Source organism: Arthrobacter sp. SDTb3-6 (assembly GCF_013376095.1).
In the GTDB taxonomy this organism is placed as follows: Bacteria; Actinomycetota; Actinomycetes; order Actinomycetales; family Micrococcaceae; genus Specibacter.
Window position 1 is genome coordinate 12,827 of record NZ_JAAMFN010000013.1, and the last position, 19,182, is coordinate 32,008.

General features: G+C 66.8%; 17 protein-coding genes. 12 read left to right on the forward strand and 5 right to left on the reverse strand.

Features of this window, described 5'->3' with window-relative positions; genetic code table 11:
• Positions 1 to 93 precede the first annotated feature (93 nt).
• Together G6035_RS08210 and G6035_RS08215 are read left to right on the forward strand one after the other, a co-directional pair.
• The gene (locus G6035_RS08210) at positions 94 to 378 is read left to right on the forward strand and encodes a hypothetical protein (protein ID WP_176616598.1); all 285 of its coding nucleotides are present in this window, start codon (positions 94 to 96) and stop codon (positions 376 to 378) included.
• Positions 379 to 427: 49 nt separating this feature from the next.
• Positions 428 to 1,516 (forward strand): tellurite resistance/C4-dicarboxylate transporter family protein, encoded by a 1,089-nt coding sequence (locus G6035_RS08215; protein ID WP_371130919.1) that lies wholly within the window; start codon positions 428 to 430, stop codon positions 1,514 to 1,516.
• A 76-nt stretch (positions 1,517 to 1,592) separates the two neighbouring features.
• On the opposite strand, the gene G6035_RS08220 is transcribed toward G6035_RS08215, so the two are convergent.
• The 4 genes from G6035_RS08220 to G6035_RS08235 form a co-directional block, all read right to left on the reverse strand.
• Entirely contained in the window at positions 1,593 to 3,407 is a 1,815-nt protein-coding gene (locus G6035_RS08220) for an FAD-dependent oxidoreductase (protein ID WP_176616599.1), read from the reverse strand.
• On the reverse strand, positions 3,404 to 5,005 hold the full coding sequence (locus G6035_RS08225) for an FAD-binding protein (RefSeq protein WP_176616600.1): 1,602 nt from the start codon (positions 5,003 to 5,005) through the stop codon (positions 3,404 to 3,406). The genes G6035_RS08220 and G6035_RS08225 overlap by 4 nt, the downstream gene beginning before the upstream one ends.
• A gap of 240 nt (positions 5,006 to 5,245) precedes the next feature.
• Positions 5,246 to 6,268, reverse strand: a complete 1,023-nt coding sequence (locus G6035_RS08230) for an MBL fold metallo-hydrolase (RefSeq protein WP_371130920.1) — start codon at positions 6,266 to 6,268, stop codon at positions 5,246 to 5,248.
• Between the two features lie 17 nt (positions 6,269 to 6,285).
• Positions 6,286 to 7,671 carry an MFS transporter gene (locus G6035_RS08235; RefSeq protein WP_176616602.1) on the reverse strand — a complete coding sequence of 462 codons (1,386 nt, stop codon included), beginning with the start codon at positions 7,669 to 7,671 and terminating at the stop codon, positions 6,286 to 6,288.
• Between the two features lie 198 nt (positions 7,672 to 7,869).
• On the opposite strand from G6035_RS08235, the gene G6035_RS08240 reads away from it, so the two are divergent.
• The 7 genes from G6035_RS08240 to dmpG all read left to right on the forward strand — a co-directional run bounded on the left by G6035_RS08240 (position 7,870) and on the right by dmpG (position 15,040).
• Positions 7,870 to 8,568 (forward strand): IclR family transcriptional regulator, encoded by a 699-nt coding sequence (locus G6035_RS08240; RefSeq protein WP_176616603.1) that lies wholly within the window; start codon positions 7,870 to 7,872, stop codon positions 8,566 to 8,568.
• A 130-nt stretch (positions 8,569 to 8,698) separates the two neighbouring features.
• Positions 8,699 to 9,568 carry an alpha/beta fold hydrolase gene (locus tag G6035_RS08245; protein ID WP_176616604.1) on the forward strand — a complete coding sequence of 290 codons (870 nt, stop codon included), beginning with the start codon at positions 8,699 to 8,701 and terminating at the stop codon, positions 9,566 to 9,568.
• Between the two features lie 39 nt (positions 9,569 to 9,607).
• A complete protein-coding gene (locus tag G6035_RS08250) occupies positions 9,608 to 11,332 on the forward strand; it encodes a bifunctional 3-(3-hydroxy-phenyl)propionate/3-hydroxycinnamic acid hydroxylase (RefSeq protein ID WP_176616605.1) in 1,725 nt (574 codons plus the stop codon).
• The gene (locus G6035_RS08255) at positions 11,301 to 12,242 is read left to right on the forward strand and encodes a 3-carboxyethylcatechol 2,3-dioxygenase (RefSeq protein ID WP_176616606.1); all 942 of its coding nucleotides are present in this window, start codon (positions 11,301 to 11,303) and stop codon (positions 12,240 to 12,242) included. The genes G6035_RS08250 and G6035_RS08255 overlap by 32 nt, the downstream gene beginning before the upstream one ends.
• Positions 12,239 to 13,048 carry a 2-keto-4-pentenoate hydratase gene (locus tag G6035_RS08260; protein WP_256127841.1) on the forward strand — a complete coding sequence of 270 codons (810 nt, stop codon included), beginning with the start codon at positions 12,239 to 12,241 and terminating at the stop codon, positions 13,046 to 13,048. The genes G6035_RS08255 and G6035_RS08260 overlap by 4 nt, the downstream gene beginning before the upstream one ends.
• Before the next feature lie 10 nt (positions 13,049 to 13,058).
• The gene (locus tag G6035_RS08265) at positions 13,059 to 14,009 is read left to right on the forward strand and encodes an acetaldehyde dehydrogenase (acetylating) (protein ID WP_176616607.1); all 951 of its coding nucleotides are present in this window, start codon (positions 13,059 to 13,061) and stop codon (positions 14,007 to 14,009) included.
• Positions 14,006 to 15,040 (forward strand): 4-hydroxy-2-oxovalerate aldolase, encoded by a 1,035-nt coding sequence (gene dmpG, locus G6035_RS08270; RefSeq protein WP_176616608.1) that lies wholly within the window; start codon positions 14,006 to 14,008, stop codon positions 15,038 to 15,040. The genes G6035_RS08265 and dmpG overlap by 4 nt, the downstream gene beginning before the upstream one ends.
• Before the next feature lie 135 nt (positions 15,041 to 15,175).
• On the opposite strand, the gene G6035_RS08275 is transcribed toward dmpG, so the two are convergent.
• Positions 15,176 to 15,913, reverse strand: a complete 738-nt coding sequence (locus tag G6035_RS08275) for a transcriptional regulator (RefSeq protein ID WP_176616609.1) — start codon at positions 15,911 to 15,913, stop codon at positions 15,176 to 15,178.
• 141 nt (positions 15,914 to 16,054) lie between these two features.
• On the opposite strand from G6035_RS08275, the gene G6035_RS08280 reads away from it, so the two are divergent.
• From G6035_RS08280 to G6035_RS08290, 3 genes are all read left to right on the forward strand, one after another.
• Positions 16,055 to 17,389 carry an MFS transporter gene (locus G6035_RS08280; RefSeq protein WP_176616610.1) on the forward strand — a complete coding sequence of 445 codons (1,335 nt, stop codon included), beginning with the start codon at positions 16,055 to 16,057 and terminating at the stop codon, positions 17,387 to 17,389.
• Between the two features lie 68 nt (positions 17,390 to 17,457).
• Entirely contained in the window at positions 17,458 to 17,850 is a 393-nt protein-coding gene (locus G6035_RS08285; protein WP_176616611.1) for a RidA family protein, read from the forward strand.
• Positions 17,851 to 17,867: 17 nt separating this feature from the next.
• On the forward strand, positions 17,868 to 19,157 hold the full coding sequence (locus G6035_RS08290) for an alanine racemase (protein ID WP_176616612.1): 1,290 nt from the start codon (positions 17,868 to 17,870) through the stop codon (positions 19,155 to 19,157).
• The last annotated feature ends 25 nt before the right edge of the window (positions 19,158 to 19,182 follow it).

The following is a 19,182-nucleotide window of genomic DNA, read 5'->3' on the forward strand; positions in this document are numbered from 1 at the left end:
CGAAATCAACCTGTGGCGCCGCAGACCGGCGGCATCCTGTTTCAGGTCCCCGACAAGGCAGGTCCCCAACAACACCCCGTACGGGAGGAACCAATGTTCGCTCGAGTCAGCAGCTACCACCCCGGCCCCGGGAGCACCGGCGAGCCGTCAGCCGACACCGTCAACCAGTTCCTGGACATGCCGGGCTGCAAGGGCTTCTACTACCTTGTGGGCAAGGATGGCACGTCCCTGTCCATAACGCTGTGGGAAGACGAAAATGCGATGGCCGTCAGCCAACAGGATTCGGAGCGGATCCGCTCGGTGACCAGCGCACAGCAGCACATGGAAATTCTCGGCGTGGATGGCTATGAAGTCCTGACGAGCCGGCTCAGGGACTGACCCGGCCGCCCCATGGCTTCCGCTGCACCGGTGCCCGTAGGATGGCAGCGTGAATGCGGGTTACGGGAAGTTCTCGACCCGGCTGTCCGAGGCGGTTTCGACCCTCGCCCCCGGGTACTTTGCACTGGTCATGGCCAGCGGCATCATCTCCGTCGGGCTCGAACTGGAGGGCTTCGGCACGCTGTCCGCCGTCCTGCTGGGGCTGTGCCTGACCGCGTACGTGGTGCTCCTTGTCCTGAACGTGGTGCGCCTGGGCGCCTTCCGGGGGGCCATCCGCGCTGACTTTCTGCACCCGGGCCGTGCGTTCGGCTTCTTCACCTTCGTTGCCGGCACCAACGTCCTTGGCGTGCGGCTGGACCTGGCCGGCGCCCAAGTGGCGACGGCGGTGCTGCTGGCCGTTTCCGGGCTTGCCTGGGTCGGGCTCGGCTACGTGATCCCGTGGATTGCCGTGCTCGGCCGGGAGGAGAGGCCGATCTTCAAGGAGGCCAACGGGACCTGGTTCATCTGGTGTGTCGCGAGCCAGTCGGTGGCGGCGGCGTCGGCCACACTCGAGCCACTGGGCGGCCAGTGGGAGGCGGGACTGGCGCTGCTGGCGGTCGTCGCATGGTCAGTGGGCCTCATCCTTTATGCGGCGGTGGGGATCTTCGTTTCCCTCCGTCTCATGGTGTACCCCGTGCGTGCCCGGGACCTCGGCCCACCGTACTTCGTGTCGATGGGGGCACTGGCCATCGGCGTCGTCGCGGGGGCCCGGATCGTTGAGATGACCGACGCCCCGGTGGCCGTGGCGGTCCACGAACTCGTCGCGGGCATGGCGGTTGTGCTCTGGGCCTTCGCGTCCTGGCTGCTGCCGGTCCTCATCGCGGCGGGCTGCTGGCGGCACTTCGTCAAACGGGTGCCCCTCGTGTACGAGGCCGGAATGTGGAGCGTCATCTTCCCCCTGGGGATGTACGCCGTGTCCGGGATTTTTCTGGGACAGGCGGACAGGCTGCCCATTGTCCTGGCCATCGGACGGGCGGAACTGTGGTTCGCCACCGCGGCCTTCCTCGCCACGTTCTCCGGCATGGCCCACCACCTCTGGCGCACGCTCGTGGCCCCGCACCGTGGTCCGGCAGCGTCGGCCAGCCTGGGCGAAGGGTGAAGGGACCGCACAAGTGACCGGACATCCAGCCGACGTGCCGGTGCAGGCGGGCCGCCGCACCGGCCTCCCACGCTGCTCACCAGCCCGCCATTGCCTTCAGCGTAGCCGCCCCCGGCAGGGCCCTCCCCACGATGTCGCGCACGGCGGCGTAGGCGAACACCAGGCCGGGGCCGATCGTGATGCCGGGTGCCGGGTAGGTCCCGCCCATCATGGACTGCATGTCGTTGCCCACTGCGTAGACCCCGCCCAGCCGTTCGCCCTCGCCCCCCAGGACCGCTGCCGCGGCATCCGTAATGAAACCGGTCGAGGCTCCAATGTCCCCTGGAAAGAGCCGCACTGCGAAGTATGGGGATCCGTCCACCGGCGCGATGTTAGGGGCCCCGGTCTCGGAACCCGGGTCCCCATTGAAGCGCTGGTACTCGTTCATCCCGCGGTGGAATTCCGGGTCCTCACCCTTCGCGGCCCAGGCATTGGTCCGGGCGACCGTCTCCTGCAACTGGCCGGCGGGCACCCCCAGCAGCGCCGCCAGCTCCGCCAGGGAGTCGCCACGCAGCAGGTAGCCGTCGTCCAGGTAGCGGCGCAGCTGCCGCTCCCGCTGGTACGGGCGGACCATGCCCAGGCCGTACCTTCGCATCCCGGTGGCGTCGGTGATCAGGAAGGACGGCGAGGCCGTACCCGGGTCCTCGTGGTTTTGCATGATCATTTGGTTGCCGAAGAGGTGGTAGCTCGTGGCCTCGTTGAGGTAGCGGCGCCCCTGCTGGTCCACCACGATCATGTGCGGCTTCGCGCGGTCCATGACGAAGTGCGGGAACACGGCCCAGGACCCGTCTTCGCGCCGCCGAGTCGACACGGGCGCATAGAAGGCGTTGGCGAATCCGCCCGTGCCGTAGTGGCCGCCAAGCCCGTCGAGAATGTCGTGGGCCTGGCCGGTGTGGCCGGGTGCTCCGGGGCACCATTCCATCCGGTGCCCCGGCAGCAACGCAGCGCGGCGCTGCGGGTCGCGGTTGAAGCCGCCCGATCCAAAGATGAGGTGGGAGACGGTGATGGTGAGGTCGTGGCCGTCTTCCCGCACGCCCACCTGCCACGCATCGCCGTCGCGTGCCACGGAGATGACTTCGCTGCGCGTGAGCACGGGCACGCGTGCCTCGTCGAGCGTGTGCAACAGACCGGTGATGAGTGCGTTGCCCATGGTCCGTCGCGTGTCACACCCATGGACCTTGACGGCATCGCGGTAACGGCGGCGCAGGCCCAGCAGGTGGGTGCGCGATTCCTTGGCGGGGTGGGCTCCCGCCAGGTGCCCGATGTCGTCGCGCTCGATGGACATGCCGTTGAACGCGGTGAACTCCGGCAGCGGCGGGCGCACGAGTGCCAGCCGCTCCCCCAGGACGGTCCCGTCGAAGGTCCGCGGTTCCAGCGCGCGCCCCGACATCCGCGAACCGGGCAATTGCGTGAGGTAGTCGGGGTGGAGGGGGCGTGCCACGTAGTCCACGTGGGACCCGGACTCCATCACCGCCACGGCCTCGGGGCCGAGCTCGAGGAAGGCCTCGCGCAGCCCGGCCGGGGCATGGGGCCCGAAGGCGGCGTCGAGGAATGCGCGCGCCTCAGCCTTGGTGTCGACGGCGCCCACCTCGGCCGCGTGGTACGTCCCAGGCACCCACGTGGTCCCGGCCGTGTAGGCCGTCGTCCCCCCAACCTGCCCGGTGCGCTCGACGACCGCCGTGCGGAGGCCGGCAATGGAGGCAAACACGGCCGCGGACATCCCGGCCCCGCCGCCGCCGACCACCAGGACATCGAGGACGTCCCCGTCGTACAACGCCGCGGCCGCCTCCCCGGAAGCGTAGGGGATGCTGGTGCCGGCGGGTAGGACCTTCTGGGTGGCTCGGGTGCTCATGCGTTGACCTGTTCGGGTTCGCGGGTGGATGTGGCAGGCCGGAAGGCGGTAATCCCGGTGTCACGGCGCCTGGACAGGGTGGCCGCCAGATGTTCCCCGGCGATGAAGGCGCGGGTCACGGCCGGGCCCAGTGTGGCGCCTCCGGCCGGATAGGCACCGCGGAACGGCGTGGCCGAGACGTTGCCGGCTGCGTAAAGGCCGGGGATGACCGAGCCGTCAAAGCGCACTACCTGCGCGTTCAGGTTCGTGGCCAGCCCGCCGGCGGTGCCCAGGGCTCCGCAGTGCACCGGAACGGCATGGAACGGCGGCTCGGTGAGCGGGCGCAGGCACGGGTTCGGGGTGACGGAGGCATCACCGAGGAAGCGGTCCTCCGGGGTATCCCCCCGGCCGAACACTGGATCCTCCCCGCGCGCGGCAGCTTCGTTGAACTCGCGCACCTGCCCGGCCAACGCGGCCGCGTCCACCCCGATGCACCGGGCAAGGTCCTCAACGGTGGCACCCTCGGCCATCCATTCCGGGGGCGTGCCGGGCGTGGATCCGGCCACGGGGTAGGACTCCAGGTAGCGGCGGTCGAAGATCAGCCAGGCGGGCATGCCCTTGGCCGTGAGCCGGTGCTCGTCGATGGCGCCCATGACGTGGGAGACGTCGTGGTAGTTCAGGGCCTCGTCCACGAAGCGGCGGCCGTCGGCCCCGACGGTCAGGGATCCGGGCAGTGTCATCTCGACATTGCCCATGCGGCCCGACGGCTTTCCGTCGTAGACATGCTCCGGGGACGTGATCACGGGGACGCCCCAGAACGCGGTCATCTCTTCGACGGCGGCGCCGATCTGCAGGCCCAGGCGCAGCCCGTCGCCTTCGTTGGACGGGGCGGAGATCGGGGTGACCGGGTGCGCCAGGAACGCGCGCTGCAGCGCGGGGCTCCATTCGAAACCCCCGGAGGCGATGACGACGGCGTCGGCCACGATTTCCACGGCTCCTTCCCCCTCACCTGCGATCAACCGCCAGCGGGGCCCGGTCCGGGCCGGGGTGGCGCCGTCGTCGGGCCTGAGCGAGGTGACCCTGGCTTCCGAGGCGACCTTGACGCCGCGCTCCAGGGCGGAGACAAGCAGGCTCGCGACGAGGGCGCCGCCCATGGTCCGCACGCCGGACTCGGCCCGCGAGGCAAGCAATACCGGGTCCGGTGCGGAGCCGTTGAGGTTGTCGCGCTCCGCCATCGTCAGCAAGGGGAAGTAGCTGGAGGGTCGCAACGCCTCGCCCAGGCCGTCCACGGAGCCGACGTCGAATGCGTCGTTGTCCAGGCTGCGCCCGCCCTGCGTGGCACCGGGGAACTCCAGCCGGTAGTCGGGCCGGGCGAGCGGCGTCAGGGATACGTGCGTGTGCCCGGTGAGGTAGTCGACGGCACGCGCAGCGCCGTCCACGTACCAGGCGGCCTCGTCCCCCGTGAGCCGGCCTTGGCCGGCGGCCGTGAGGTAGCTGATCGCCTGGTCGCGGCTGTCGGAGTAGCCGGCCTCGAGTCCGGGGCGGTTGGCCGGCGCCCACAGGACGCCCCCGCCGGCAGCTACGACGGATACGGGGCACCCAACGCCCCCGTCAGGCACGCCGTCCAATATGAACTCCGGCGTGACAGCTGCTAAAACGCGGAGGGCCGGCAGCGGTCCGCAACGGTGCAGCCTTCGCACCCGGCCCCGTCATTTCCTGGAAGGATCCGCCGGGCAAGTCGGGGCGCCTGAACCCGCAGGCCCGCCCCAATTTATCGCTGCGCGCCGAACCAGCCGTACAGCGTCCGCCCGCCCCACGGGAGGTTTTGCCGGCGCTGCCGCCCGTCGGCTTCGCCGCAGCTACCCCCGCGTAGCCGTGCCTGCGAAGGAAATCTCCTCGAGGTCGTCGGGGACCAGGTACTCGCCGGCAAATCCGCCCGCCCCGCGCCACCACACCGCTTTGGGAGCCGTGCCTGGCACCAAATGATGCAGTGCCAGCGCCTTCGCGCCCGCTTCCGTGGCCACCGCAACACAGTCCGCGACGGATGTGTGGGCGTGGGTGTGGTGGTCGATCGCGGCCTGCAACGATTCCGCCGGAACCCCGGGCCGGTCGCGATGCACCCAGTCCAGGTCAATGGCCTCATGGAGCAGCAGGTCGGTATTGCGCGCCAGCCGCACCACGTTGCCGCAGCGCCCGGTGTCCCCCGAGATGGTCACAGACCCCTCGGCAGTGTCGAAGCGGAAGGCAAAGGCGGGCGCCACCGGCGCGTGCCGGACCAGAATCGCCGTGACGGTCACCAGTTCGTCGGAGAAAATCTCAAACGGTTCCATGTCCGGGGCCGGGTTGTCATTGGGGTGGTAGCCAATCCCTTCCGGGAGGGCAATGTCCTCCACGTCAAGGAAATCGTAGGGCGAGGGCCGCAGGGTGTCGAAAATCCGGTCATTGAGGTCGGTGGCATAACCTCCCAGGATGGCATCAAACAAGGCCACCGTCCCCGGGGTGGGCCGGTCCGGAAACACCGGCACGGGCGCCTCCGCGGGCCGCCCGGATGGCCGGGGCAACATGCCGCGGTCCCCCGGGCCCATGAGCTTGATCTTGTCTCCCCGTTTCAGGTCGTAGAGGCCGAAGATCGCCAGGGACCCAAGGTCGATCGTGTGGTCCGAATGGAGGTGTGTCAGGAAGATCCCGGAGATCGAGGAGATGCCGATGCCGGCGAGCATCAATTGCCGCCCGACCCCATGCCCGCAGTCAACAAGGTAGCAGCGGTCCTTGACCAATACTGCCGTGGCTATGCCGCTGCGTGCTCCGGCCCCCTGCCCGGTCCACCACATGGGGCCGCCGGCAGTGCCCAGCGTGACGACCCTGGGGTTCAAGGCCGACACACCGGCCACCATTGAAGTCACGCCTTGACCAGCCCATCGGATTCGAAGCTGGCAGGGTCACTCTCCGCGCCGTTGGACCGCCCGGTTTCCTTGGCCACGAAGAAGGCAAGCCCGCTGACAACACACAGGACGCCAAAGAAGGCTGACAACATCCACGTCGAGCCGTGGCCGGTGGCCAAAAAGCCCGCTGCAATGAGTGGTGCGAAGCCCGCGCCCAGAGTGGTGGCCAGCTGATAGGACAGGGAGACGCCGGTGTAACGGAGCTTGGTCGGGAACTTCTCGCTGATAAAGGCGCCGATCGGTCCGTACATCATGGCCTGCGCGATCGGGTTGGCCATGATGTAGCCCAACAGCAGCAGCCAAATGTTGCCGCTTCCGACAAGTGCGAAGATCGGCCAGATGACCACCAGCCCAACGATGGTTCCGGCGATCAGGACCGGCCGGCGGCCGACCCGGTCCGAAAGTGCCGCCCACGCGGGGATGGCAAAAATGTGCAGGAATGTTGAAATGGTCATCATCAGCAGGACCTGTGTCTGCGGTTGGCCCGACTTGACGGCATAGGTCAGCGTGAAGGTGGCCATCAGCGACTGCAGGAACAAGGGCGCCAGGCCGGCGAGGACACAAACGAGCACAGCCTTCCAGTGGTTCCGCAGCACGGTGACAACCGGAACGCCGGCCCGCACGGTTCCAGCCGCTTCGGCGGCTAGCTGTGCCTTGAGGAAGATCGGGGACTCCGTCACGCGGTAACGCAGCCACAAGGCAATGACCACGAGGATGCCGGAGAGCAGGAACGGCACACGCCAGCCCCAGGCCAGGAACTGGCCTGCCGGCAGCATGGTGAAAAGGGCCAACACAATGGTTGCCAGGACCGATCCGGAGGGACCGCCACTGACGGCGATGCTCGCACTGAATCCGCGTTTGCCTGCCTTGGAGTGTTCCATGCCCAGGAGCGTGGCCCCTGCCCATTCGCCTCCGACGGCGATGCCCTGGATCACGCGCAGCGTGACCAGCAGGACGGGCGCAAGCACACCGATCTGTGCCGAGCCGGGCAGGGCGCCGACCAACACGGAGGCGGCCCCCATCAGCGCCATCGTCACAAACAGCATCTTTTTGCGGCCGTACCTGTCACCGAAGTGCCCAAAGATGACGCCGCCCAGCGGCCGGGCGACATATCCCACGGCCAGGGTGACGTAGGAAAGGACAACGCCGACGGCCTCCGGCACGCCACTAAAAAACAGTTCGGGAAATACCAGTGACGCCGCGGTCCCGTACAGCAGGAAATCGTAAAACTCCACGGTCGAGCCCAGGTAGCCGGAAACGAGCGCACGACGGCGGTCCTTGCCATCGCTGAGCCGCTTGGCCCCGGCGTCGGGGCCCCGCTGCGGGGTGGGGGTGATACTCATGGGAACTCCATCGTTCGAGAGGAAGGGAGGAATTATCCAGGCAGCTGTTGTGTAAATAACGCATGGCCGCAGGCGATAATAATTCTACTGTGAGTGAAGTCACCCGGTTCTGTCAATCCCGGGGGGAAATTCGGCGGACTGCCACGGGGGTGGCAAGCGCAGTCCGGGCTGCGCCGAACTACTGGATAGGATGGCCAGGTGAGTGAAAACGCAGCAGTTCCAGCTTCCCGGACGGCCGGTTCCCAGACGCTGGCCCGTGGCATCACGGTCCTGAAGGCCGTCGCGTCAGCAAGGGAAGGGATGACCATCCAGGACGTGGCCGACCAGATCGGCGTCCACCGGACCATCGCCTACCGCATCCTGAACACGCTCAGCGACGCACAGCTCATCCACAAGGGCAGCGACAGCCGGTACCGCGGGGCCTCGGGCCTCCTGCAGCTCTCCAGCGCCGGCCACTCGGCCATGCGTGAGGCCGCCATGCCCGTCCTGGCCGAGCTTGCCAACGAGCTTGGCCAAACGGTTTCACTCATCGTCCAGGAGGGACCCGACGCCGTCGCGCTGGCTGTGGTTGAGCCGCGCAACCGCACCTACCGGATTTCCTTCGCCGAAGGCAGCCGCCACCCCTTGAACCTCGGTGCGGCCGGCCATGCCATCAGCTCCTGCCTCCCGCCGTCTCCGCTCGACCCGGAAGGGGTCCGGCTGGCGCGGGCCAACGGATATTCGCTCACCTACGGGGAGGTGGAGCCCAACATGTATGGATTGGCCGCACCGCTGCGCGGAGTTGCCTGGGAAAGCCCGGCCTGCGTCAACCTCATCACCACCCGCAAGGAACTGGCGGAATCGGCCACCGGCGCCGTCATGGCCGCAGCCGCACGTATTTCCAGCCGCATGGCCTAGCCCTTCCGGCCGGCGCCTTGCGCGCCGCCGTCCCTTGACATGGATCACTCCCACATGGTGTGATACTAATCATCGCCGTGCACTTAGTGTTTATTCACGTGCATTATTTACACAATCCAAGGGAGTCTTCGTGTCCGAAAATTCGTTCACCAGTGTTTGGTCCGATCTCGCGCAGCTTGAGTTCAGCCAGGGTTTCATCCAGGCCCCGAAGTACCGCACCCGCTATCTTCATGCGGGGGATCCGTCGAAGCCGGCGTTGATTGCCATGCACGGCATTACGGGCCACGCGGAGGCTTATGTTCGCAACCTGGAGGCGTTGTCGGAGCATTTCTCGGTCTGGGCGATCGATTTCATCGGCCACGGCTACAGTTCCAAGCCGGACCGCCCCTTGGAAATCAAGGACTACATTGAACAGTTGTTGGAGTTCATGGCCGCCATCGGTGCTGAGAAGGCCTTTTTCACGGGCGAGTCGCTGGGCGGCTGGGTGGCGGCACGGTTCGCCATTGACCATCCCGAGAAGGTGGAGCGGATCCTGTTGAACACGATGGGCGGGACGATGGCGAACCCGGCCGTGATGGAACGGCTGTTCACGTTGTCGATGGAGGCGGCGAAGGATCCTTCCTGGGAGCGCGTCAAGGCCCGTCTGGAATGGTTGATGGCTGATCCGTCCATGGTCACCGACGACCTCATCAAGACCCGCCAGGCCATCTTCTCCCAGCCGGACTGGCTAAAGGCCTGCACGTCCAACATGGCCCTGCAGGACCTGGCCACGCGCAAGCGCAACATGCTCACCGATGAGGCCCTGGGCCAGATCAAGGCCCCGGCCCTGGTCCTGTGGACCACCAAGGACCCCTCCGGTCCTGTCGATGAAGGGCGCCGGATCGCCTCCCTCATCCCCAATGGGGAACTGGCGATCATGGAGAACTGCGGGCACTGGCCCCAGTACGAGGACCCGGCAACGTTCAACAAGATCATCCTCGACTTCCTCCTGGACCGCTAAGCGCCACCGGAAGGACCACCCGCGGTGGAAGGAAAACCAATGACACCACAAGCAATCGACACCGAGGTACTCATAGTCGGGGCAGGACCGGCCGGCTTGATGCTGGCGAACCTGCTGGGCCTGTATGGCCACGAGGCCACCCTGCTCGAACAGCTCCCCGAGCTCATCGACTACCCGCGCGGCGTCGGCATTGACGACGAGTCCCTGCGCTCGGTGCAAACCACCGGCCTCAGTGATACCGTCCTGCCGCACACCACCGCCCAGCACATCATGCGCCTGGTCAACGGCCGCGGCAAGGTCATCATGACCAACGAGCCCAAGGCCGACGAGTTTGGCTGGCCGCGCAAAAACGGATTCGTGCAGCCCCTGGTCGACAAGGCCCTGCACGAGGGCCTGCAGCGCTTTCCCCGTGTTTCCATGCACTTCAACCACCGCGTGGTCGATGTTCTCGAAACGGCCGCGGGCGTCACCGCCACGGTCGAGGTCGACAACGGCACCGGAACACCGCTGACCCGGCAGGTCCGCGCCAAATACATTGTGGGCTGCGAAGGGGGCAAGTCCGGAACCCGCAAACGCATGGGGGTCAGCTTCGAAGGGCAGTCCCCCTCCACCCGCTGGCTCGTCGTCGATGTGGAAAACGACCCCCTCGGCACGCCCAACGTGTTCCTGGGCGCTGACCCCAAGCGCCCGTACGTCTCCATTGGCCTGGCCCATGCGATCCGCCGCTGGGAATTCATGATCTTCGACCACGAAACCGACGCCCAGGTCATGGAGAAGGCCTTCATCCACGGACTCCTCAAGGACCACGTGCCCGACCCTTCGGCACTGGAGATCATCCGCGAACGCGTCTTTACCCATCACGGGCGCATCGCCGGGTCCTTCCGGAAGGGCCGCTGCCTCATCGCCGGCGACGCCGCCCACCTCATGCCCGTATGGATGGGGCAGGGCTGGAACTCCGCGGTCCGCGACGCGACCAACCTGGCCTGGAAGCTGGCCACCGTGCTCCGAGGCGACGCCGACGAACGGCTGCTGGACAGCTATGACGCCGAGCGCCGCGACCATGCCAAGGCCATGATCGACCTGTCCCTGACCCTGGGAAACATCATCAAGCCCACCAACCCGTTCGTGGTGGCCGGACGCGACGCCCTGGCCGCGGCCTTGAACCTCTTCCCCACGGTGAAGTCCTACTTCTCGGACATGCGCTTCAAGCCCATGCCCCGCTACACCAGCGGCGTCGTCGTGGACCCGACGACGTTCACTCCAGGCCGGGCGGGCGCGACGTTGACCGGCCGGCTGATCCCGACCCGGACCTCCAACAACCGCACCTCCCCGGTCGGTGTGCAGTTCATCCAGCCGCTGGTCGCCACGAAGGCCCATCCCGCGCTTCGCCTCGACGACGCCGTCGGGAGCTGGTGGACGGTGCTGGCGTGGGGAAACAACCCGAAGGGCATGTTCAACTCCGCCGACCTTGCCCGGCTCGAATCCCTCGGGGCCGCCTTCGTGGCCGCGGTGCCCGAGTCCCAACGAACTTGGGCCGAATCACGCTACCCGAGCGACGTCGTCGTGGTCGGGGACACCACCGGGGCGTTGAAGGCGTGGTTCGACGACCGGCCCACACCGGTGCTGTTCCTGCGCCCGGACCGCTTCGTCGCCGCCGCCTCCCTGGCCCAGGATGCACCCCGGGCCCTGCACGCCATTCTTCACGCACTCTCATTCACCGAAGGAGCCACCGATGCCACTCGCACTCATCTGCATGTCGCATAGCCCGCTGCTGGAACACACAAACCCACCCGCCGAGGTCAAAGCCGCCGTGGAGGCAGCCTTTGACCAGGTGCGCGCCTTTGCCGCGGACTTCAAGCCGGACCTGGTCGTGAACTTCGGCCCGGACCACTACAACGGCTTCTTCTACGACCTCATGCCACCGTTCTGCATCGGCTACGAAGCCGAAGGAACGGGCGACTATGATTCCTGGGACGGGCCGTTGAACGTGCCCACCTCCCTGGCCATGGACCTTGCCGAACACGTCATCGCCCGTGACATCGAGACGGCGATCTCACGCAAGATGGAAGTGGACCACGGGGCCGTGCAACCCATGGAAATCATCTTCGGGGACCTGGGCCAGGTCCCCGTCATCCCGATCTTCGTCAACTCGGTCGCGCCGCCGTTCTCGAAGATGAGCCGCATCCGCGAATTCGGCACCGCCGTCGGCTCCTTTTTCAAGGACACCGATAAAAGAGTGTTGTTCATCGGTTCCGGCGGGCTCTCCCATGACCCGCCCGTGCCGCAGATCGCCACGGCCACGCAGGAACAACGTGCGTTCCTCACCAACGGCCGCCACCCCACCCCCGAAGCCCGCGCCGCACGCCAACAACGCACCATCGACACCGCCAAGGCCTTCGCCCGCGGTGAAGCGGACATCATGGACCTGAACCCCGACTGGGACCGGAACTTCATCGAGGCCTGCAAATCCGGTGACGTCTCCCGCTTCGACGCGTACATCCCGGCCGAGATGGCCGCAGCGGCCGGCAACTCCTCCCACGAGGTCCGCACCTGGGTCGCCGCCTACTCCGCCCTGGCCGCCGCAGGCGACTACGAGGTCACCTATGACTTCTACAAACCCATCAAGGAATACATCGCCGGCTTCGGCGTCACCACCGCGGTAACCAGGAAATGAGCGAATCCCCCATGAACACCCAACGCAGCGCGCTGCTGGAGTCCCTGGCCCGGGAACTGCTCACGGCCACCGAAACCCTTGTCCCCGTCGCCCCCCTGCGGGACCGGGTGGCGGACATGGACCTGCAGGACGCCTACACCATCCAGTCCCTGCAGCTGGAGCACCACCTAGCTGCCGGGCGGGTGCTGGCCGGACGGAAAGTCGGCCTGACATCCGTGGCCATGCAGCAACAACTCGGCGTGGACTCCCCGGACTTCGGCTACTTCTTCACCGACATGGTCCACCACGACGGCGCCCGGATTCCTGCCACGGCCTTCCTCTCCCCCAAGGTCGAACCGGAATTCGGCTTCGTCCTCAAGGACACCCTGCACGGGCCCGGCATCACCGTCGAACAGGCGACCGCGGCGATCGGGGCCGTCTACCCGGCCATCGAGATCATCGATTCACGCATCAGCGACTGGGACATCACCCTCGTGGACACCGTGGCGGACAACGCCTCGTGCGGCGCGATCGCCGTCGGCACCGAGCCCCTGGACATTGACCCCGCCCACCTCGGCGGCATCGGATGCGCCCTGGTCATCGACGGGCACACCCTGGGCCGCGGCACCGGTGCAGACGTGATGGACAACCCCGTCGCCCCGCTGGCCTGGCTGGCCAACGTCCTGGGCGAACAGGGCGTTGCCCTGGAAGCCGGGCAGCTGATCCTCCCGGGCTCCTTCACCCAGGCCGAACCCGTCACCGCAGGCAGCAGCGCCACCGCCGACTTCGGCCCGCTGGGCTCCCTGACCATCCACTTCACGCACTAAGGACACCACCATGGCAAAGAAAACAGCCGCAATCGTCGGCTCGGGCAACATCGGCACCGACCTGATGTTCAAGATCATGCGCCGCAGCACCAACGTCGAGGTGAAGTACATGATCGGCGTCGACCCCGCCTCCGACGGCCTGGCCCGCGCCGCAAGGCTGGGCATCACGACCTCCGCCGAAGGCGTTGACTGGCTCCTGGCCCAGGACGAACTGCCCGACTTCGTCTTTGAATGCACCTCCGCGAAGGCCCATGAGGCCAACGCTCCCCGGTACAAGGCCGCCGGCATCCACGCGATCGACCTGACCCCGGCCGCCGTGGGCCCTTACCTGTGCCCCGTGGTCAACCTGGACTCCCTCCAGGACGTGCTGAACGTAAACATGATCACCTGCGCCGGGCAGGCCACCACACCCATCGTGGCCGCGGTGTCCTCCGTGGTCCCGGTCGAGTACGCCGAAATCGTCGCCTCCATCGCCTCCAAGTCCGCCGGGCCCGGCACCCGGGCGAACGTCGACGAATTCACCGAAACCACCTCGAAGGCGCTGGAAGTGGTCGGCGGGGCCAAACGCGGCAAGGCCATCATCATCATCAACCCGGTGGAACCGCCCATGATCATGCGCAACACCGTCTACTGCGCCATCCCCGCCGCAGCCGCCGAACCCGGTGGACTCCAGGACAAAATCCGTGCAGCGATCGATGCCGCCGTGGCCGACATCCAGGCCTACGTCCCGGGCTACGCCCTGCGCGTGGAACCCCAATTCGACACCGCCCGAGAGGACTGGAACGGCAACGGCCGCGTCGGCATCTGGATCCAGGTCCGCGGCGCCGCCGACTACCTCCCCGAATACGCCGGCAACCTCGACATCATCACCGCAGCCGCCACCCGCACCGCAGACCTTCTCGCCGAACGCATGAACACCACCGCCGCCAACACCGCCAGAACCGCAGGAGCCCACGCATGAACACCCCTAACGCCACAGCGCCGGACTACAGCGTCCGGCTCACCGACACCACCCTGCGCGACGGCTCCCACGCCATGAGCCACCAATTCACCCCCACCCACGTCCGCTCCGTCGTCCGCGCCCTCGACGACGCCCGCGTGGAAGTCATCGAAGTCACCCACGGCGACGGCCTCGGCGGTTCCTCCTTCAACTACGGCTTCTCCCTCACCCCGGAACTGGACCTGGTCCGGGCCGCCGTCGATGAGGCGAAGAACGCGAAAATCGCCGTGCTCATGCTCCCGGGCCTGGGCACCATCCACGACCTCAACCAGGCCCGTGACGCCGGCGCCTCCGTGGCCCGCATCGCCACCCACTGCACCGAGGCCGACGTCTCCATCCAGCACTTCGCCCACGCCCGCAAGCTCGGCATGGAAACCGTCGGCTTCCTCATGCTCGCCCACCGCACCAGCCCCGAGAACCTGGCGAAGCAGGCCCGCATCATGGCCGACGCCGGCTGCCAATGCATCTACGTCGTCGACTCCGCCGGCGCCCTCATCCTCGAAGACGTCTCCGACCGCGTCGCCGCCCTCGTTACCGAGCTCGGCACCGACGCCCAGGTCGGCTTCCACGGCCACCAAAACCTCAGCTTCGGCGTCGCCAACTCCGTCTACGCCGCACGCGCCGGCGCGAAGCAAATCGACGGCACCCTCCTCGCCCTCGGCGCCGGGGCCGGGAACTCCCCCACCGAAGTCCTCGCCGCCACCTTCAACCGCCTGGGCATCCATACCGGCACCGACGTCCAAGGCCTCATGGCCGCCGCCGAAGACGTCGTCAAACCCTTCATCACCCGCATGCCCATCATGGACCGCGCTTCCATCATGCAAGGCTACGCAGGCGTCTACTCCTCCTTCCTCCTCCACGCCGAACGCGCCGCCCAACGCTACAACGTGCCCGCCTGGCAAATCCTGGAAGAAATCGGCAAAGCCGGCTACGTCGGCGGCCAGGAAGACATGATCATCGACGTCGCCGTCCAACTCGCCACCACCAGCTAAGACGCCAAACCACACCACGGGCCCGCCCGGCACCCACCACAGGACGCCGGACGGGCCCGTGGCATTCCCCAAACAATCCCCGCCACCAAAGACCGGGCAAACTTTCATGCGCCGTGGCTGAACGAAACGGCGGGGCTAAGGGAGCGGGGCCTGGGTCCGGGCCTCATCAAGGTAGGAATAGGCCGTGACCCGCGAGATGTCCAGGCGCGCCGCGATCCGCTCGATGCCCTTGCGCATCTGCAGCACGCCTTGTTGGTCCAGCTTGGTGAGCACGGCAATGCGGTCATCCCGGCTCATCTGGTCCACAGGCTTGCCAATCTCGCCGATCGCCTCGGCGATCATCACATCCATCACGGAGACCAGGTCGCGTCCAAAGTATTCCTCCGGCTGCTCCTGCGTGCTGGTTGATTCGTGTGGCAGGAGCCCGTCAAGAAGGGCCCTGGCCTGCTGTATGGCGCTGACGTCGACGTTCATGCACAGGGCAGCGATGATCCGGCCGGCCGAGTTGCGGAAGTACACGGACGAACAGCGCAGCTGGCGTCCGTCGCTGGTGATGCCGCGGTATCCGAACGCGTTGTGGTCCGCTGCCTGGTTGTGGATCACGCCCACCCCAAAGCTCGTGGACGGGCCGCCAATTTCGCGGCCCGTGACATGGCCGTTTTCAATCGCCGCGATGGTGTGGCTGAGATCCGGTTCCGGTGCGGAGAGATCGTGCAAGACCACCTCGCAGCCCGGCCCCACGGCAGCGGCCATGGCGTGCATGACGGGGCGGAACGCGAGAAGGATCTCCTTCACCGACTCATAGGTCCCCATGTGCGCCAGGTGGTCCACAACAGGCGGGGCACCACTCATCATCGTCACGTCCTCACTCATAAGACAGTCCTATACGTCCGATACGCTATAGACAAATTGTAAAAGCCGTAGACAAAATGTTCAAGTGAGTGCTAACTTGGACGAAGTCGCGGGACTCCCGGCGGCACGGACATGTTTTTCGCGGCGGGCAAGGAGGCTCCCATGACAGGAACAAGGCAGGCGCAGCCAACAGCGTGGAGATCGGGGATTTCGGCGCAGCAGCGCCGCACCATAGCGGGCGGTGCAGTCGGCACCCTGATGGAATATTTCGACTATTACCTTTACGGGCTGGCGTCGGCCACCGTGTTCCCCACGGTGTTCTTCCCCAACGACAACGCAGTCGTCGGTACGCTGGCTTCCTTTGCCAGCTTTGCCTTTGGATTCCTCCTGCGACCGGTCGGGGGCCTCATCTTTGGCCACATCGGGGACCGCATGGGGAGGAAAGTGACGCTGATGATCACGGTCATCGGCATGGGCATCTCCACGGCAGCCATCGGCCTCATTCCGTCGGCGCACTCGATCGGGATCGCGGCGCCGGTCCTGCTTCTCCTCTTCCGCATGTGCCAGGGCCTTTTCGTGGGCGGGGAAATGGGCGGCGCGGCGACACTTGTCGTCGAGCATGCACCCGCCGGCCGGCGTGGACTTTTCGGGGCGCTGCTGATCAGTGGAGCAGGAATCGCGAACGTAGCCTCGGCCGGGCTGATGGTGGCGGTGGGAGCGGGCTCGCACTCGTTTTTCATCACCTGGGGCTGGCGGATCCCGTTCGTCTTTGCCCTGGTGCTGGCGATCATTGCCATCGTGTTGCGCTCCAAGTTGGATGAGTCCGACGAATTCAAGGAACTCGCCGCAGCCCGGGCCATGAAGCCTGAAACGCGCAGGTCCCCGCTCAAGGAGGTCTTCCGCCACCCGAAGAATGCGATCCTGGGCATTCTCATCGGCCTGCCCCAGAGCATTGCCGGGTACATCATCCTTACGTTCGGGCTTGCCTACATGGTGTCCAAGGGAACCCACGCCCAGGTGGGGTTCATGGGGACGATGATTGTGGGTGTCCTGCAGATTTTCGCGGCACCGCTGTGGGGAAGCCTGTCGGACAAGATCGGGCGCCGCAAGACCTACATCGGCGGCTGCGTCGGTTTTGCCCTGCTCATTTATCCGGCCTTCCTGCTCTACGGCACCGAAACGGCCGTGCTCATCTGGCTGGGCATGATCATCGGCTTCGTCATCCCGGGCGTGGCCATGCAAGGCACCCTCCAAACGATGCTCGTTGAGATGTTCGACGTCGAAGCCCGCACCACGGGGGTCAACATCGGCTACCAGATCTCCAACACGATCGGCGGCGGCTTCGCACCCCTGATCGCGACGGCCCTCGCCGCAGCATTTGGCAGCGTGTGGCCGGTCATCATCTATGCCGCCCTGATCTGCCTCATCGGCATCATTGCCACCGCCTACGCTTCGTTCCGGCCCGATGTCGAGAACGCCGGCCGGCTGCACGCCTGACCCGCGCCCGGGCCCGGGCGCCCTGCACCGGTACATTGAAAAACACCAAGAGACCAAAGGTACGATTCATGAATTCAACAGCCAAGACCGCCTTCCAGACCAACAACGCCCCGCAGCCGGCGGGACCCTACAGCCAGGGCATTGCGGCGAACGGCTTCTTCTACACGGCAGGCTTTGGCCCGCAGGACCCCGCCACCGGCGCCGTCCCCACGTCCGTGGCCGAGCAGACGCGCCAGGTGCTGCGCAACGTCCAGATGATCCTCAAGGAGCGCGGCCTGACCATGGACGACTGTGTCAAGACCACCGTGCACCTTGCGGACCTGGCCGACTTCGCCGAATTCAACGAAGCGTACAAGGAATTCTTCTCCGAACCCTATCCCGTGCGCACCACGGTCGGGTCGCAGCTGGCGGACATCCTCGTTGAGATCGACGTCGTCGCCGCCCTGCCGGAAGGCAAGTAGGGGCCGGGGCGGACACCATGGAACACAAGCTGCTGCTCGGGGAGCTGGGGAATGCGCGCCTTTCCCCGCGCGAGAAGGGCCTTCCGGTGCGCGCAGCCGGCATGACCGTGCGGGACTTTCTGGCGACAGGGCCCAGGCTCCCGGAGTTCTGGACGCCCATTGTCGCCCTGGACCAGGAAGCCATGCAGGCCAACGTGGACCTGATGGCGCGGTGGTGCTCCGCCCGCGGGCTCAAGCTGATGCCGCACGGCAAGACCACCATGGCCCCGCAGCTGTGGCAGCACCAGCTCGACGCGGGAAGCATCGGCATCACCCTGGCCACCATGGGCCAGGTCCGCACCGCGCGCACCTTCGGGCTGAGCTCCATCATGCTCGCCAACGCCGCCGTCGACGACCGGTCCCTGCGCTACCTCGCCGGTGAGCTTGTCGATCCGCAGTTGCGCTTCCTGTGCTGGGTGGACTCCGTTGCAACGGTGGAGGCGATGGAACGGACGCTCCGCGACGCCGGCACGCCCCGGCCGGTGGACGTCTGCGTCGAACTTGGCGCGGCTGGCGGACGCACCGGTGCCCGCACCGTCGGCGAGGCCGTCGAGGTGGCACGGCGTGTTGCCGCCTCCGACGTCGTCCGCCTGGCCGGCGTCGCTGGCTACGAGGGCTCCCTCGGGCACGACCGGTCGGAGGAAACACTGGCGGCCGTGCGCAGCTACCTCCACCGGCAGGTCGAACTGCACCGGGACCTGGCCGGGCTTTACGACGACGGCGACATTTATGTCACGGCGGGCGGCAGCGCCTATTTCGACGTCGTCGCCGACGTTTACGGCGCCGCCATGGCGGCGGGCGGGCGAACCTTATGGACGCTGCGCAGCGGCGCCTATATCACCCACGACGACGGCTTCTACCGCCGGATCTCCCCCCTCGACGAAGGAGGTCCGGAGGGCCGGCAGGCCCCGGAGCGGTTCCGCTCCGCCCTCCGCGGAATCGCCCGCGTGGTCTCGCACCCGGAACAGGGACTGGCCCTCCTCGACGGGGGCAAACGCGATTTTCCCTTCGACGAGGGCCTGCCCATCCCCCGCCTACTTGCCCCGGACCTCCACGGCCCGTGGACGACGTTGCCGGGCGCCTCCGTTCCGGCCATGAACGACCAACACAGTTACCTCCGGCTCACCGGCCGGGATGCGCCCGTGGGCGCGGTCGTCTCACTGGGGCTCTCGCACCCGTGCACGACCTTCGACAAATGGCGCTACCTGCCGGTCACGGCCTCCCCATCCAGCGACCTCGTGGTCGGACTGGTCCGGACCTTCTTCTAGCCAACACCATGAAACATTCCTGAAA